A 15141-nucleotide genomic window follows, 5' to 3' on the forward strand; every position below is an offset into this window, starting at 1 on the left:
TGCCGGGAGCGACTGCCCCTGCCAAGGCCGCGGACGCGCAACCTCGTCCGCGGCGCCGGCAGTGCAGCGCCTGAACCCGTGGCGGTCGCCGGTGGCGTGGGGACTGGCCATCTTCCTCGCCGGCAACTCGGCGCAGACCTACGTGTACTTCACCTGGCTGCCGCCGTACCTTTCCGCCCAGGGCGTCGACGCCGCCGCGGCGGGCTCGGCGCTGGCCTACTTCGCTGTCCTGGGGCTGCCGGTCAGCCTGCTGGTCCCGCTGATCGTGCCGCGCATGAAGCATCCGATTTTCGCCGTCCTGGTCTTCACTGCCTGCTGGGCGAGCGGGCACATCGGGCTCTACGCCGCGCCGACGGCGGGAACCTGGTGGTGGGTGACGCTGGCCGGTCTTGGCCAGGGCACTTTCGCGATGGCCCTGCTGATGATGAACCTGCGCTCGCGGACCACGCACGGCGCGTCGGTGCTGGCCGGGTTCAGCCAAGGCATCGGCTACGCTGGCGCCGGCGTAGCACCCTTGCTGTTCGGCATCGTCCAGGAAGCCACCGGCGGCTGGACCGCGTCCTTTGCCATGCTCGGCGTCTGCATTCTTGTGATGCTGACCGGAGCCGTGATGATCAACCCGCCCCGGCAGATAGAAGACACTGCAATGAGTGAGCAGCAGGAGCCCCTTTCGCGCTCAAAAAGGGCCCCTGCTGCTCAGTGATTCCGGACCGGGTTATTCGCCGATGTAGAAGAGGCGCTTGTTGACGAACTCGTCCATGCCCAGCGGGCCGAGTTCGCGGCCGAAGCCGGAGCGCTTGACGCCGCCGAAGGGCAGGTCCGCTGCCTCGCCGACGCCGTTGACGTTGGTCATTCCGACTTCCAGTTGCGCGGCGATTTTGCGGGCGCGTTCCTCGTCGGTGGAGAAGACCGCTCCGCCGAGGCCGTACTGGGTGTCGTTGGCGAGCTTGAGCGCTTCCTCATCGGAAGAGACCTTGTAGACCACGGCGACCGGGCCGAAGAGCTCTTCGGTGTAGGCCCGCATCTCCGGGGTTACGCCGGTCAGCACGGCGGGGGCGAAGTAGGCGGCCGGGCCGTCCTGGAGCTGGCCGCCGGCGTGCAGCGTGGCGCCCTTGTTGACGGCGTCCTTGAGCTGTTCGGCCAGTGCCTCGGCTGCGGCGCGGGAAGAAAGCGGGGCGTAGGTGCCTTCGGCTTCTTCGGCCGGGTTGCCGGGCTTGAGGTCCTTGGCTTGCTTGGTCAGTTCTGCGACGAAGTCGTCGTAGATGTCGTCCATGACGATCATGCGCTTGTTGGAGTTGCAGGCCTGGCCGGTGTTCTCCATCCGGGTCTCCCAGGCGTTGGCGGCGGCGGCGGCGACGTCGTCGCTGTCGAGCACCACGTACGGGTCGGAGCCGCCGAGCTCGAGCACGGCCTTCTTCAGGTTCTTGCCGGCCAGTTCGCCGATGATCGCACCGGCGCGCTCCGAGCCGGTGAGGGACACGCCCTGGACCCGTGGGTCGGCGATGATGTCCGCGATCTGCTCGTGGCTGGCGAACAGGTTGATGTAGGCGCCGGCCGGGACACCGGCGTCGTCCATGATCTTCTGGATGGCCAGGGCCGAACGCGGGCACGTCTCAGCGTGCTTGAGGATGATGGTGTTGCCCAGCATCAGGTTCGGCGCCGCGAACCGCGCGACCTGGTAGTACGGGTAGTTCCACGGCATGATGCCCAGCAGCGGGCCGACCGGCCGGCGCTGGATGATGGCGCGGCCGCCGCCGATGGGCTTGATCTCCTGGTCCGCGGCCAGGGTGGGGCCTTCGGTGGCGAAGTAGTTGAAGATGTCGGTGCAGAACTCGGCCTCGCCCTTGGACTGGGAGAGCGGCTTGCCCATTTCCTCGGTGATGATCGCGGCGAGTTCATCGGCGCGGTCGGAGAACAACTCGGCCACCTTGGCGACGATCTTGGCGCGCTCGGTGATCGGCACGTCCTTCCACGACTGGAACGCCTGCTGCGAGCGGGCCAGTGCGTCCTGGACCTCGGCATCGGTGGCCGTGGGGAATTCCTCCACGACCTCGCCGGTGGCCGGATTGAGCACCCGGTAGCCGGGTTGGGCGGATGAACGGGCTTGCGAAGTGGCAGTCACGGGCACTGTCTCCTTTTATTGACGGCAGCACGCCGGAAATGGTCTCGTCCGGCGTCTCCAATAATAATGTACCGTCCAGCCGGTTATGTGAAGCTGGTTACAGGGCCAATGTTCTGAGCTGCGCGCCGATTCCCGGGTTCGGGTAGCGGGTACATACCGTGGCGGGAAGAATGGCCGCATGGATTCCGCACCGCTGAAAGCCCTGGCCCTGGTCTGCACGTTGACGCCCTCGCCCAAGCCCTCCAGCAGCGAGCTGCTGGCTCGGCAGGTGGTGCAGCAGCTTTCCTCGCACGGGGTGGAGTGCGATCTGCTTCGGGTGGTCGACCATGACATCAAGCCCGGCGTGCAGACCGATATGGGCGACGGCGATGCCTGGCCTGGTATTCGGGAGCGCGTGCTCGGGGCCGACATTCTGGTCCTCGCCACGCCGATCTGGCTGGGCCACCGTCCAGCCTGGCCCAGCAGGTGCTGGAGCGGCTGGATGCAGAGCTCTCCGAGACCGATAGCCAGGGCCGGCCGAGCATGTTCGACAAGGTGGCACTTGTCGCCGTCGTCGGTAATGAAGACGGTGCGCACCATGTGACGGCGCAGCTCTACCAGGGCCTGGGGGACGTGGGCTTCACGATCCCGGCCCAAGGGGTCACGTACTGGGTTGGCGAAGCCATGCAGGGGACGGATTTCCAGGACCTGGCCGAGACTCCGGAGGCCACAGCGGGGACGACGGCGACGGCAGCCAGGAACGCTGTGCACCTGGCTGCCGCGCTGAAAGCCTCGCCGTACCCTGCCGGCTGATCCGGTGGGCACGCTGCCCGGGACCCCCTAAACCCCGGTCTTCACACGGCGGGCGGACCGGAGGAACCTTGATGCTGTCAGAACCAAGAGCATCAAGGGGGCAACCGCCATGCCTGCGAATACAGTGTCGAACCTGGAGTCCCGTTCCTTCGACGACCCGGACGAGAAGCGCCGTCCGGACAAAACCGAGGTGGATGTGGTGACCGTCAGCGGCTACACGCTGGCGCGCATGCGCTTCCAGCCGGGCTGGAGCTGGGCCGACTGCATCAAACCGGTGGCCAAGACCGAGTCCTGCCAGAGCAACCATGTAGGCATGTGCACTTCCGGCACGCTCACCGTGGAGTTGTCCGACGGCACGCGGGCCACGGTGAAGGCCGGCGATTCCTACGCGATCCCGCCCGGCCACAATGCGTGGGTCGAGGGCGACGAGCCGTTTGTCGGCTACGAGTTCCTCAGCGCGGCCGAGTACGCGAAGGAGGCTTGATCAGCCTGAATGAAGAAGAACGGCATCCTCAATCCGGCGCTCAATGCCGGCCTGTCCCGGCTGGGCGAGGGGCATCTGGTGGTCATTGCCGATTGCGGGCTGCCGCTGCCGGCCGATGGACCGGTGGTGGACCTCAGCCTGGTGCGGGGTGTGCCGCGGTTCGCTGATGTGCTGGAGGCCGTGCTGGCAGAGCTGGAAATCGAGGCCAGCTTCGCGGCGACCGAGGCCGGCGCGGAAGTCGGCGGCTGGTTCGAGGCCGGCGGGCTGGCGCCGGTGCGCATCGAGCATGAGGAGCTCAAGTCGATGCTGCCGCAGGCGGCGCTGATCATCCGGACCGGCGAAGCGACGCCCTTCGCCAACGTCGTGCTGCGCTGCGGTGTGCCGGTCCCGTCAGCTTCAGGCCAACCCGCATGACGAGTGCGCGGATGATGCCCGTCGGTCTCTCGGCACCGCTCTGTTGATGCAGCAGCCGTCGCGTCCTGCCCGACGGTATCAACATAATGTTGACAACACAGTGTTGACAACACCGTGTTGATCGCTTGGGATTGATGCATGACTTCGGATGACCAATCCCATGCCGCTGCTCTCGCTGCTCACCGCGCCGTCTTGGGTGCTGTCGGTGGCGACGAGTTGTCCGAGCGGCCGTGGCAACATCCTGGACAGCCGGCGAGCGACTGCGATCTCGTGCGGCTGGCGGTGTGGAGGGCGGGGAACGAGGGCGTCGATCCTGACATTGTGATGGCTGGGCTGGGGCTGATTGGCGCTGCCCGGGCTGAGTTGGACCAAGTCGAGGCTGGCCTGTTGTTCGCCGCCAGGGCTGCAGGCATCACGTTCCAGCAAATCGCCGTAGCCCTGGGACTGGGATCGGGACAAGCCGCGCAGCAACGGATGTCGCGCGTGCTGGGCCGTCTGGGTGCTGAGTCGTGACCGCGTTCGTCCCGCTCCGTGCGGCCGACGCGGCATGCGGGTCGAAGGCCGTCGTGCTGGGCAAGCTCTTACGGACCGGGTTCGCGGTCCCGAATGGATTCGTCCTGCCGGTCGATTCAGGCGCGGGCTGGGAGCAGGAGCTGCCCGGAGTCCTGGATGCGCTCGACGGGTCCAGCTTCGCCGTGCGGTCCTCCGGGATGGCCGAAGACGGGCATGAGTCGTCGTACGCGGGCCAGTTCCACACGAGTCTGGACGTGCCGTCTGCGGAGGTCGAGGACGAGGTGCGCAGGACCGCTGTTGCGGTCGAGGAGGCGCGCGCATACGCGACCGTTATCGGCCAGCCAGCCGCTGACAAGGTGGCCGTCATCGTGCAGCGAATGCTGTCCCCGGCCGCGGCCGGCGTCGCTTTCACCCGCGATCCCGTCACCGGACGACGGAGCATCGTCATCGAGGCCGTCCATGGGTTGGGTGACCAGCTCGTATCGGGACAGGCGCACCCGGAGCGGTGGCGAATCACCCCCGGCAACGACCCTCGGTGCCTGACGACACGCAAGGTGCTCAACACCGAACAGGCAACAAAGGTGAGCCGGGTCGCGGCATTGGCCGAGAAGATCCTCGGCGGCCCCCAGGACGTGGAGTGGGCGATAGCGGACGGTCAGGTGTGGGTGCTGCAGGCCCGGCCGATTACCGCAATCTCGGCCACCGAAAACGCTACCGCCGCAGCCCCAAGCCCGGACGCGACGACAACGGCGGTAGGCCCAACGTTCGGCACGCCTGCGAGTCCGGGCACCGCACACGGGCGTCTGCGCATCATCGAGGGCCTTGACGACTTCTCCCGGTTCGCAACAGGTGAGGTGCTGGTGTGCCGGGCCACGTCGCCGGCGTGGACACCGCTGCTTGTCCGCGCGGCGGCGGTCGTCACCACGCGCGGTGGGCTGCTGTCGCACGCCGCGATCATCGCCCGCGAGCTGCGCATCCCTGCCATCACCGACGTCCCCTCAGCCATGGGCCTGCCCGACGGCGCGCGGGTCCATGTCGACGGCACCGCCGGAACCATCACCGCACTGGAGGAGTCCCGATGAGTTCACCAAACGACGTCCGACTGCAGGTCCTCCACACGGTGCGGATCCTCGGCTACGCCGGAACCTCCCGCGTGAGCAAGCGCGCGGGCCTACCTGCCGTCCAGGTCGACCAAGCCCTGCTCGATGCCCAGGCAGCGGGGCAGGTCATCTGGACCCGGTTCGAGGACGACGGCGGATGGTCGCTCACCGAAGCCGGCAAAGCCCTGGGCGAGAGACTCCTGGCCGAGGAACTGGAACGCGCAGATGCCCGCGGTGAGGTGGAGTCCGTGATGACCGGGTTCGAACCGCTCAACCGCCAGGTCACCACCGCCTGCACAAACTGGCAGCTGGCCGAGATGGGCATCGCCGAGCCGTCCAAAAACCTCGCCGACACCGTCAAGGAACTCGCCCGTGCGGCCGAAGCATGGGCGCTGCTTGAAGAGCATCTAGTGCGCCGCCTGCCGCGGTTCGACGGCTACCACGAGCGATTCAGCGTCGCTGTCGAGCATGCCCGCACCGATCCCGTATGGGTGGCAGCCACCGACCGCGAGTCCGCACACCGGGTCTGGTTCGAACTCCATGAAGACCTCCTGGCCACACTGGGTCGCTCCCGCTGATGTCGGCGAGCCAAGCAGGCGTAGGTCAGGAGCCGATCAGGACCTGGTTGAGCCGGAAGACGGCCCCGGTGGGATCGGCGAGCGTAGCCATCTTGCCGAACGGAGTGTCCTCGGCTGGCTGCAGCAGCTGCCCGCCGAGGCCGAGGGCCGTCTGGATGGCGGCGTCGATATTTTCGACGCCGAAGTACACCTGCCAGTTGGACGGCGCGCCTCGGGCAGGAAGGCCGTGGCGTCCATAATGCCGGCCCGGGCATCGTTCCCGGTGCCCAAAGTGGTGTAGCGGAATTCCGGGGTGTCGCTCATGACATCGGTCTGCCAGCCGAAGACGTCCCGGTAGAACTGCACCGTGGCCGGATAGTTGCGGGTGAGCAGTTCGTGCCAGACCGGCGCGCCGGCCTCATCATGGATCTTGAAGCCGGTCATTTCGCCGAACTGCCACAGGCCGACTGCCGCGCCGCCCGCATCGCCGAGCATCGCCATCTGCCCCTGCTCGGGGACCTCCATGGGCTGCAGGAAGACCTGCCCTCCAGACGCCGTGGCCGCCTCGACTGCGGCGTTGATATCGTCCACGCGCAGGTAGGTGCTCCACACGTCCGGATAGCCGGACTGGCCGTCGTTCTTCATCAGACCGGCGACAGGCTGGCCGTTCTTGAAGGCCATGATGTAGCCGCCGTACTTTTCCTCGTCGCCGGTCTCGTAGGTCCAGCCCAGCAGCTGCTGGTAGAAGTCCTTGGCCTGTGCCGGGTTGGCGGTCATCAGGTCGATCCAGCAGGGTGCGCCGTTCTCGATTTTGGGCGTGGGCATGCGGTACTCCTGTCAAGAATGGGAGGTACGGACAGCTGCGACTCTAATAGCCGCCCCTGCCAGCGGCAATACCCGGTGGTCCGGGTGGCTGGCCCGCTACGGCAACGGCGCCCGCCCCGCCAAAGGGGACGGGCGCCGCCTGGCCCATATGCCGCCGTCGTAAGTGTCCTGCAGCCTTACTTGGGCGTGCGGATGAGCTTCTTGTTGACGAACTCGTCCATGCCGTACTTGCCCAGCTCGCGGCCGATGCCGGAGCGCTTGATGCCGCCGAAGGGCAGCTCTGCGGCGGTGCCGCCGGGCTCGTTGATGAACACCATGCCGGCCTCGAGCTGGTCGGCGATGCGCTCGGCCTTCGCCTTGTCCTCGGTGTGGATGGAGGCGCCCAGGCCAAACGGGCTGTTGTTGGCCAACTCGACGGCTTCGGCTTCGGAGGAGGCCTTGAAGACCATGGCGACCGGGCCGAAGAGCTCCTGCTGGAACACCGCCATGTCCGGGGTGACGTCGGTGAGCACCGTGGGCTGGAAATAGGCGGAGTTCTCGTCCACCTTGCCGCCGCCGGTCCGCACCACGGCGCCCTCGGCCACCGCCGACTTCACCTGGCTGTCCAGCGTGTTCGCCGCGGCCTGCGAGGACAGCGGCCCGAGGAAGGTCTTCGCGTCCGTGGGGTCACCGGGGGTGATCGCGGAGAGCGCGCCGCTGAACTTCTCCACGAAGTCGTCGTAGAGGTCCTCCATGACGACGAAGCGCTTGGACGCGTTGCAGGCCTGGCCGCCGTTGGTCATCCGGCCGAAGACGGCGGTCTTGACGGACTTGTCGAGGTCCTTGGTGTCCAGCAGCAGGAAGGGGTCCGAGCCGCCGAGCTCCAGTACGACCTTCTTCAGGTTGCGGCCGGCGATCTCGGCCACGGCTGCGCCGGCGCGCTCGGAGCCGGTGAGGGAGACGCCCTGCACGCGCGGGTCGGCGATGATGTCGGCGACCTGCTCGTTGGTGGCGAAGATGTTGACGTAGGAACCGGCCGGGGCTCCGGCGTCCTTGAAGATCTGCTCCATGGCCAGCGCCGATTCCGGACACTGCGGGGCGTGCTTGAGCAGGATGGTGTTGCCGTTCATCAGGTTCGGCGCGGCGAAGCGGGCCACCTGGTAGTACGGGTAGTTCCAGGGCATGATGCCCAGAATGACGCCCAGGCCTTCCCTGCGGACAATGGCCGTGCCGCCAGCGACGACGTCCAGCTCCTCGTCCTCGAGGAACTTCGGGCCATTCTCCGCGTAGTAGCGGTAGATCGAAACGCAGATGTCAATCTCGAAGCCGGCCTGGCGGATCGGCTTGCCCATCTCGCGCGTGATGATCGCGGCGAGCTCGTCCCGGCGCTCGGCATAAAGTTCGGCGACGCGGTTGAGCAGCTTCACGCGCTCCTCGACCGGACTGCCGTTCCACTGCTTGAAGGCGTTGCCGGTGGCGGCGAGGGCGTCCTGGATCTGCCTGTCGGTGGCCGTGGGGTATTCGGCGAGGGTTTCGCCGGTTGCCGGATTGGTGACGGCGTAGAGGCTCATGGTTCTCCTAATCGTGGGTGATGGCGGGCTTCCGCTCTCCTGTCCAGCCTTCAGGCCACGTACGACGGCGTCAACCGCCTGTGCGTCATATGTCGCGATTTCAGGTCCAGCGGCGGGAACCTGTATATGACGCGCCGCAGGCCCTCCTGAGATGCTGGTGGGGTGACATCAACCTCGACCGAGCTGCCCCGTACCGCGCTGAGCTGGAAGCTGGTGCCGGCGGTGCTGGTCTCGGCGTCCGGACTGCTGCTGTTCGGCCTCGGGAACGACCCGGTGGGCTACAGCCTGCTCGCCCTGGCCCTCATGGCCTCGGCGGTCATCGACCGCGAGCTCATGCGGCACCTCGCGCTGGTCGCGGCTGGCATGGTCATTGTCAGCCTGGTGCCGCTGCACGCCGATTTGAGCCTCCAGCACATGACCCTCATGGGCGGCGCCCTCGCATTGGCCGTGCTGGTGCCGTGGCTGGTGTCGCGTTTCGTTTACCGCGAGAGGATCATCAAGTTTCCGGTGAACACCGGCCGCAAATGGCCTCTGACGGCGAAGCTGTACCTGATCGGCGTCGTAGCACTCGGCTACTTCATCCTGCCGGTGTACCTGGTCAGCACCGGCGTCTACCGGAACTGGCCGGACGCCTCCGATCCCACCATCTTCTGGCGGCTCTTCCTCGGCGTGAACGCTGTTGGTATCTGGGATGAGCTGTTCTTTATCTGCACCACCTTCACGCTGCTGCGCCGGCACTTCCCGGACTGGCTCGCCAACATCCTGCAGGCCGTGATTTTCTCGTCCTTCCTGTGGGAGATCGGCTACGAAGCCTGGGGGCCGCTGCTGACTTTCCCGTTCGCGCTGCTGCAGGGCTACACCTTCAAGCTGACGAAGTCGTTCACGTACGTCGTGTCGGTACATCTGATCTTCGACTTCGTCCTGTTCCTCGCGCTCGTTCACGCGCACAACCGCGACTGGCTGCCAATCTTCCTGTACTGAAACCGGCATCGTACTTCTGCACAGCAAGCAACATGTTCTGTGTGCACTGCCACACTGACAGGCGGCGGCGGGGCCCATAGCGTCGAGGTGTACTTATCCCGCTTGACCCCAAGGACGCATGTCAATGACGACAGAACTCTTAACCACGCCCCTCTCTGCGCCAGCCGGCGGCCCGCTGGCCAACGCGCAGGCGCAGCTGACGGCCGCCGTGGAGACCCTCAGCTACAGCTCCGGGCTGCATCAGCTGCTGGCCAGCCCGCGGCGCGAAATGACTGTCTCGATTCCGCTGCACCGCGACAACGGCGAGGTTGAGCTGCTGACCGGCTACCGGGTGCAGCACAATTTCTCCCGCGGTCCGGCCAAGGGCGGCCTGCGCTACAGCCCCGCGGTGGACCTGGACGAAGTGCGGGCGCTGGCGATGTGGATGACCTGGAAGTGCGCCCTGCTCGACGTGCCCTACGGCGGGGCCAAGGGCGGCATCACGATCGACCCGCGCAACTACTCGGCTCGGGAACTGGAGCGCGTCACCCGCCGCTACACCTCGGAGATCCTGCCGATCATCGGGCCCGAGAAGGACATCCCGGCCCCGGACATCGGAACCGACGAGCGGACCATGGCGTGGATGATGGACACCTACTCCGTCAATGTCGGCTACACGGTGCCGGGCGTCGTGACCGGCAAGCCGGTGAGTGTCGGCGGCTCGCTCGGCCGACCGAGCGCGACCTCGCGCGGCGTGGTCCAGATCGCGCTGGCCGCGCTGCGGCATGCCGGGCTGGAGCCGGGCCGCAGCACCGCCGTGGTGCAGGGCTTCGGCAAGGTCGGCTCGGGAGCTGCACTGTTCCTGGCCGAAGCCGGCGTCAAGGTCCAGGCGATCAGCGACCAGTACGGCGCCATCTACGCCGCAGACGGCATCGACGTTCCGGCGCTCGCCGCACATGTCGAGGCCACGGGCAGCGTGGTCGGTTTCGGCGGGGCGGAGGCGATGGACGCCGATGCGCTGCTGGAACTGGACGTGGACCTGTTGGTGCCGGCCGCCGTCGAAGGCGTCCTGCACTCGGGCAACGCCGACCGCGTGCGCGCGAAGGTCGTGGTGGAAGGGGCGAACGGGCCAACGACGGCAGAGGCCGATCCCATCCTGCAGGCCAACGGCGTCCTGGTGGTGCCGGACATCCTGGCCAACGCCGGCGGTGTGATTGTCTCCTACTTCGAATGGGTGCAGGGCAACCAGGCCTACTGGTGGACCGCCAGCGAGGTGGAGGACCGGCTGGCCCAACGCATGCTCGCCGCTTGGGAGAACGTGCTCGCGGTTTCGAAGGCGCGCGGCATCACCCTGCGCGAAGCGGCGACCGTGACGGCGGTGGAGCGCGTGGCCGAAGCGCACCTGACCCGCGGTCTCTACCCGTAAACCGGCGTTTGAAGGGTCGTTGACGGGGCTGGTCCTTGCGCTCTGGAAGGACCAGCCCCTCGCGCGGCAGCGGGTCGAGTCTACGCGAGCAGGAGGCTAGTCAACCTCGTTAGAGGTGTTGTTTGTAGGAACTGCTGATTCCCATCGTCGGCAACGTCAGGCGTTTCGAGACCTCCCGCGGCCGGAAGGCGGCGAAAGCTGCATCGGTTCTATCGAAGAAGAGGTGCAATCCCAGGAGTTCTTCGATCGTTCCGGTCCAGCGCTGCGTTCTTTCGAGAAATGTCGTGTAGACAGACATTGCCACTACATAAGGGATGTAGAGGCAATCCCTGCCGCCGCCATACCGGTCCAGACATAAGCAGATAGATGCCTCAATGGTGAGCGCACTGAACGAAGTACTGTTGGAGGCCGGACGCAGCACCTGATGGATCGCGAGAACGGGTTTTACCCAGGCGTCGATCACTTTTCGAGCGGCCTGGCCTTCATCGCCGACCCAGCGAACGAACTCGGGGATCAGGGCATCAATCTCCGCTATGACAGAGGGGAGCCTGTCCTGACGCTGCGGCGGGTGGGGTCTGCGCGAGGGGGACTTCTTCTTGCGGCTCATGCTGCGGCCTTTCGGTTGGGAATGCCTCCACCCTGCCGTCTCATCAACCGAGGCACTATGCAGCAGCTGCGGCTTGTGGATAAACCAAGGGCGCCGCTCCTTCGAGGTGGAAGGAGCGGCGCCCGGTGGCTTGCAGCAGTAGGTTCGCTGGACGGCCAACCAGCCTGGTGGCTAGACGGCTTCGAGGACGCTGACGTAGTTGGCGATGGCGAGGCCGCCCATGTTGTGGACGGCGGCGCGGCGGGCGCCGGGCAGCTGCATGTCGCCGGCGGTGCCGGAGAGTTGCATCGCTGCGACCACGTGCTGGGAGACGCCGGTGGCGCCGACCGGGTGGCCCTTGGCCTTGAGCCCGCCCGAGAGGTTGACCGGGAGCTTGCCGTCCCGGTAGACCCAGCCTTCTTCGATGGCACGGCGGCCCTGGCCGGACGGAGCCAGGCCCATCACTTCGTACATGATCAGCTCGGCGATGGTGAAGCAGTCGTGCACCTCCGCCAGGTCCAGGTCCTCCAGCGCCACGCCGGCCATGCCGAGGGCGCGCTGCCAGGCGGCCACGCTTCCGGCGAAGGCAATCGGGTCGCGTTTGGCGGCCGGCATGAAGTCATTGGCGTGGCCGAAGCCGGCCAGCCGGACCGGGGCTGTCGCGGCACCCGACGGGGCGGCTTCCGTGGTGAGCACGACGGCGGCGGCGCGTCCGAGACGGGCGAGCAGTCCGTGCGGCGCAGCGGTTCGGCAACCACCGGGTTCTTGTCGGACACCGTCCGGCAGAAGTCCTCGCCCAGGTCCTTGCGCAGCTGGGCGTACGGGTTGGCCACGCCGTTGCGGTGGTTCTTCGCGGCGATGGAGCCGAGCACGTCGCCGACGGGCCCGTGCTGCTTCTCGTAGTGCTTGGCGGTCTCGGCGAACAGCCCGGCGAATCCGGTGGTCGAGGGCTTGCCGGCGGCCTCGTAGTCCGCGCCGAGCAGCGCCGCGCCGACCACGTCCGCACCGGCGTGCGTCATCTTCTCGGCACCGATCACCAGCACGTTCCGGGCGGTCCCGGCCAGCAGTGCCTTCGCGCCCTGCTGCAGGGCGGCCGAACCGGAGGCGCAGGCGTTCTCCACGCGCGTGGCCGGCACATTGGCCAGGTCGTCGGAGACCTGCAGGGCCAGCGAGGATGCGAAGCCCAGCGGCACCATGCCGGAGTTGAACTGGCCCAGGTAGATCTCGTCGATCTGTCCCGGCTCCAGCCCGGCGTTGGCGATGGCCTCGCGCGCCACGCCGACGATCAGCGACTCCAAGGTCTCGTCGACCAGCTTGCCGAACGGGCTGTGGCCCCAGCCGGTCAGCAGGACGTCCTTGCCGAACTGCTCCTTCAGGCTCATGCGTTGGCTCCTTCCAGCTGCGTTTCCAGCTCGGGCGAGAGGTTGAACTCGGCCTCGGTCTTCTCCCGGACCTCGTCCAGCGTGACACCGTCGGCGAGCTGCGTCAGCACCAGCCGAGGCGTGCCGTCGTCGTCGTTAATGTCAAAATCCGCAAGGTCCGTGATGATCCGGTCCACCACCCGCACGCCGGTCAGCGGCAGGCTGCACTCCTTGACGATCTTCGGGGTGCCGTCCTTGGCGACGTGCTCGGTCAGCACGATCACGCGAGGCGTGCCGGCGACCAGGTCCATCGCGCCGCCCATGCCCTTGACCATCTTGCCCGGGATGGTCCAGTTGGCCAGGTCGCCCGCGCCGGAGACCTGCATGGCGCCGAGGATCGCGACCTTCACGTGGCCGCCGCGGATCATGCCGAAGCTGGTCGCGGAGTCGAAGATGGAGCCGCCGGGCAGCACGGTAACGGTCTGCTTGCCGGCGTTGATCAGGTCCGGGTCCTCATCGCCCTCGTACGGGAAGGGGCCCATGCCGAGCAGCCCGTTCTCGCTCTGCAGCACCACGCGCACGCCCTCGGGCAGGTTGTTCGCCACCAGGGTGGGGATGCCGATGCCGAGGTTGACGTAGTCGCCGTCGTTCAGTTCGGTGGCGGCGAGGGCCGCCATTTCATCTCGTGTCCAAGCCATGGTTTTCTCCTTGCGTTCGCTTCTCTTAGGCGCCGACGACGGCGGCGGGCCGGGGGCGGGTGGTGCGCTGTTCGATGTGCTTGGTCCGGACCGTGGCCTGGACCAGCCGCTGCACGTAGACGCCGGGGGTGACGATGTGGTTCGGGTCCAGCTCGCCGGGTCCGACGATGACTTCGGCCTCCGCGACGGTGATCTTGCCGGCGGTGGCGACGACCGGGTTGAAGTTGCGGGCGGTGTAGCGGTAGATGAGGTTGCCGTCCGTGTCAGCGGTGTGGGCGTGCACGAGGGCCAGGTCCGCGACGATGCCGCGCTCCTGGACGTAGAGTTCGCCGTCGAACTCCGCGTGCGGCTTGCCCTCGGCGATCTGGGTGCCGACGCCGGTCTTGGTGTAGAAGGCGGGAATGCCGGCGCCGCCTGCCCGCAGCCGCTCCGCGAGCGTGCCTTGCGGGTTGAACTCGACCTCCAGCGTGCCGGCGAGGAACTGCTCGGCGAAGAGCTTGTTCTCGCCCACATAGGACGCGAGGACCTTGCGGACCTGGCCGGCTTCGATCAGCACGCCGAGGCCCTTGCCGTCGACGCCCATGTTGTTGGAGACGACGGTCAGGTCCTTCACGCCGGAATCACGCACCGCGTCGATCAGGTCGGCGGGGATGCCGCTGAGCCCGAAACCTCCAACGGCGATGGTCATGCCGTCGTGCAGCAGGCCCTCCAGCGCCTCGGCCGCTCCTGGAATCAGTTTGGACATTGCTTCCTCCTCGTTGAGTTGCCGGCGCGGGCCGGGAGCTTTCGTTGTCCATGTAGTGGACAAGTTGGTTGGCAAGGAGACTAGCGTCACGTCGCAGCGAGCGTCAACCGGCCCCAGCGGGTAACATTCATACTGTGGACGCCCGACGGGAGGTTGTCCACATTGTGGATTGAAGGGCAGGCTATGGCGGAAAAGGCGGTCCAGGGGGCGCAGGTGGTCTCCCGTGTTGCGCGATTGTTGCGCATTGTCGGCCGCGTCCCGGAAACGGGTGTTGCGCTGGCCGACATCGTCGACGCCGCCGGCCTCACCCGGCCGACGGTTTATCGGCTGCTGAATTCGCTGGCCGCGGAAGGGCTGCTGGACCACAACGCCGAAACCAACACGTGGCATCTGGGGCCGGAGCTGTACGTCATGGGCGCCGTCGCCGCCGGCCGGTACGCGATCGAGGACCTCGCCCGCCCGAGCCTGCAGCGGCTGGCGGACGAGACCGGGGAGAGCGCCTTCCTGTCGATCCGCCGGGGCGACGAAACGGTGTGCCTGGTCCGGGTGGAAGGCAGCTTCCCGGTGCGTTCCTTCGTGCTGCACGAGGGTGTCCGCTTCCCGTTGGGCGTGGCTTCAGCGGGGCTGGCCATCATGGCGTTCCTGCCGGAGGAGGAGGTGGAGCGTTTGCTTGACGACGGCGGTGCGCGGGTTTCGCGTTTTGGTGCGGCACATTCGGCGGAGAACATCAGGGCCAACCTCGAGGCAACCCGCCGTGCCGGCTACACCGTGAACCCAGGGCTCATCCTGGAAGGCAGCTGGGGGATGGGCGCGGCCGTGTTCGACGCCAACGGCAATCCGGCGTGGGCGCTCTCGCTGACCGGCATCGAGCAGCGCTTTCGCCCCAACCGGCAGGAGTTCCTCGGCAAGCTGCTGCTCGAGGAAGCTCACAAAATCACGCAGCAGCTGAAGGAGCGGCGCCGTTGACCGGCCGCTGCCGGCCGCCGCACCGAAGCCGTTCCCGCTGCC

15 protein-coding genes and 3 pseudogenes are annotated in these 15141 nt (G+C 67.1%); 10 read left to right on the plus strand and 8 right to left on the minus strand.

Translation table 11 applies throughout. The features are described 5' to 3' along the window. Positions 1-703 (plus strand): MFS transporter (locus D477_RS19410; RefSeq protein ID WP_005274187.1); only part of this gene is annotated, 703 nt, incomplete at its 5' end. A 12-nt stretch (positions 704-715) separates the two neighbouring features. Here D477_RS19410 and D477_RS19415 read toward each other — a convergent pair. After that, on the minus strand, positions 716-2122 hold the full coding sequence (locus tag D477_RS19415) for an NAD-dependent succinate-semialdehyde dehydrogenase (protein WP_005274190.1): 1407 nt from the start codon (positions 2120-2122) through the stop codon (positions 716-718). A gap of 178 nt (positions 2123-2300) precedes the next feature. Here D477_RS19415 and D477_RS19420 point away from each other — a divergent pair. The 6 genes and pseudogenes from D477_RS19420 (at position 2301) to D477_RS19445 (ending at position 6003) form a co-directional block, all read left to right on the plus strand. Then, positions 2301-2914, plus strand: a pseudogene (locus D477_RS19420) (flavodoxin family protein). A gap of 109 nt (positions 2915-3023) precedes the next feature. After that, positions 3024-3398 carry a cupin domain-containing protein gene (locus D477_RS19425; protein ID WP_005274197.1) on the plus strand — a complete coding sequence of 125 codons (375 nt, stop codon included), beginning with the start codon at positions 3024-3026 and terminating at the stop codon, positions 3396-3398. A 9-nt stretch (positions 3399-3407) separates the two neighbouring features. Beyond that, positions 3408-3812: a D-ribose pyranase gene (rbsD, locus tag D477_RS19430; RefSeq protein WP_005274201.1), complete on the plus strand. Its 405-nt coding sequence runs from the start codon at positions 3408-3410 to the stop codon at positions 3810-3812. Positions 3813-3950: 138 nt separating this feature from the next. Beyond that, entirely contained in the window at positions 3951-4325 is a 375-nt protein-coding gene (locus D477_RS19435) for a hypothetical protein (RefSeq protein WP_005274203.1), read from the plus strand. Beyond that, positions 4322-5407 (plus strand): PEP/pyruvate-binding domain-containing protein, encoded by a 1086-nt coding sequence (locus D477_RS19440; RefSeq protein ID WP_005274205.1) that lies wholly within the window; start codon positions 4322-4324, stop codon positions 5405-5407. Before D477_RS19435 ends, D477_RS19440 begins: the two co-directional genes overlap by 4 nt. Continuing rightward, positions 5404-6003, plus strand: coding sequence for a hypothetical protein (locus D477_RS19445; RefSeq protein ID WP_005274208.1), 600 nt, complete (start codon positions 5404-5406; stop codon positions 6001-6003). The genes D477_RS19440 and D477_RS19445 overlap by 4 nt, the downstream gene beginning before the upstream one ends. Positions 6004-6028: 25 nt before the next feature. Here D477_RS19445 and D477_RS23760 read toward each other — a convergent pair whose 3' ends face one another. The 3 genes and pseudogenes from D477_RS23760 to D477_RS19455 form a co-directional block, all read right to left on the minus strand. After that, positions 6029-6193, minus strand: a complete 165-nt coding sequence (locus D477_RS23760; RefSeq protein ID WP_337587575.1) for a VOC family protein — start codon at positions 6191-6193, stop codon at positions 6029-6031. A gap of 320 nt (positions 6194-6513) precedes the next feature. After that, positions 6514-6807, minus strand: a pseudogene (locus D477_RS23765) (VOC family protein); the annotation flags it as partial. A 176-nt stretch (positions 6808-6983) separates the two neighbouring features. Next, positions 6984-8357, minus strand: coding sequence for an NAD-dependent succinate-semialdehyde dehydrogenase (locus D477_RS19455; RefSeq protein ID WP_005274210.1), 1374 nt, complete (start codon positions 8355-8357; stop codon positions 6984-6986). Between the two features lie 162 nt (positions 8358-8519). Here D477_RS19455 and D477_RS19460 point away from each other — a divergent pair, with 162 nt between their 5' ends. Both D477_RS19460 and D477_RS19465 read left to right on the plus strand, forming a co-directional pair. Next, entirely contained in the window at positions 8520-9338 is an 819-nt protein-coding gene (locus D477_RS19460; protein WP_005274212.1) for a CPBP family intramembrane glutamic endopeptidase, read from the plus strand. A gap of 124 nt (positions 9339-9462) precedes the next feature. After that, the gene (locus D477_RS19465; RefSeq protein ID WP_005274215.1) at positions 9463-10743 is read left to right on the plus strand and encodes a Glu/Leu/Phe/Val family dehydrogenase; all 1281 of its coding nucleotides are present in this window, start codon (positions 9463-9465) and stop codon (positions 10741-10743) included. Between the two features lie 109 nt (positions 10744-10852). Here D477_RS19465 and D477_RS19470 read toward each other — a convergent pair whose 3' ends face one another. From D477_RS19470 to D477_RS19485, 4 genes and pseudogenes are all read right to left on the minus strand, one after another. Beyond that, a complete protein-coding gene (locus tag D477_RS19470; protein WP_005274218.1) occupies positions 10853-11350 on the minus strand; it encodes a hypothetical protein in 498 nt (165 codons plus the stop codon). Positions 11351-11521: 171 nt separating this feature from the next. Then, positions 11522-12711: pseudogene (locus tag D477_RS19475) on the minus strand (acetyl-CoA acetyltransferase). Then, positions 12708-13388: a CoA transferase subunit B gene (locus tag D477_RS19480; RefSeq protein ID WP_005274221.1), complete on the minus strand. Its 681-nt coding sequence runs from the start codon at positions 13386-13388 to the stop codon at positions 12708-12710. The pseudogene D477_RS19475 and the gene D477_RS19480 overlap by 4 nt, the downstream one beginning before the upstream one ends. Positions 13389-13413: 25 nt before the next feature. After that, entirely contained in the window at positions 13414-14133 is a 720-nt protein-coding gene (locus D477_RS19485; protein WP_005274224.1) for a CoA transferase subunit A, read from the minus strand. A gap of 183 nt (positions 14134-14316) precedes the next feature. On the opposite strand from D477_RS19485, the gene D477_RS19490 reads away from it, so the two are divergent. Continuing rightward, entirely contained in the window at positions 14317-15099 is a 783-nt protein-coding gene (locus tag D477_RS19490) for an IclR family transcriptional regulator (protein ID WP_005274228.1), read from the plus strand. The last annotated feature ends 42 nt before the right edge of the window (positions 15100-15141 follow it).

Source organism: Arthrobacter crystallopoietes BAB-32 (genome assembly GCF_000328305.2).
GTDB classification, from domain to species: Bacteria; Actinomycetota; Actinomycetes; order Actinomycetales; family Micrococcaceae; genus Crystallibacter; species Crystallibacter crystallopoietes_A.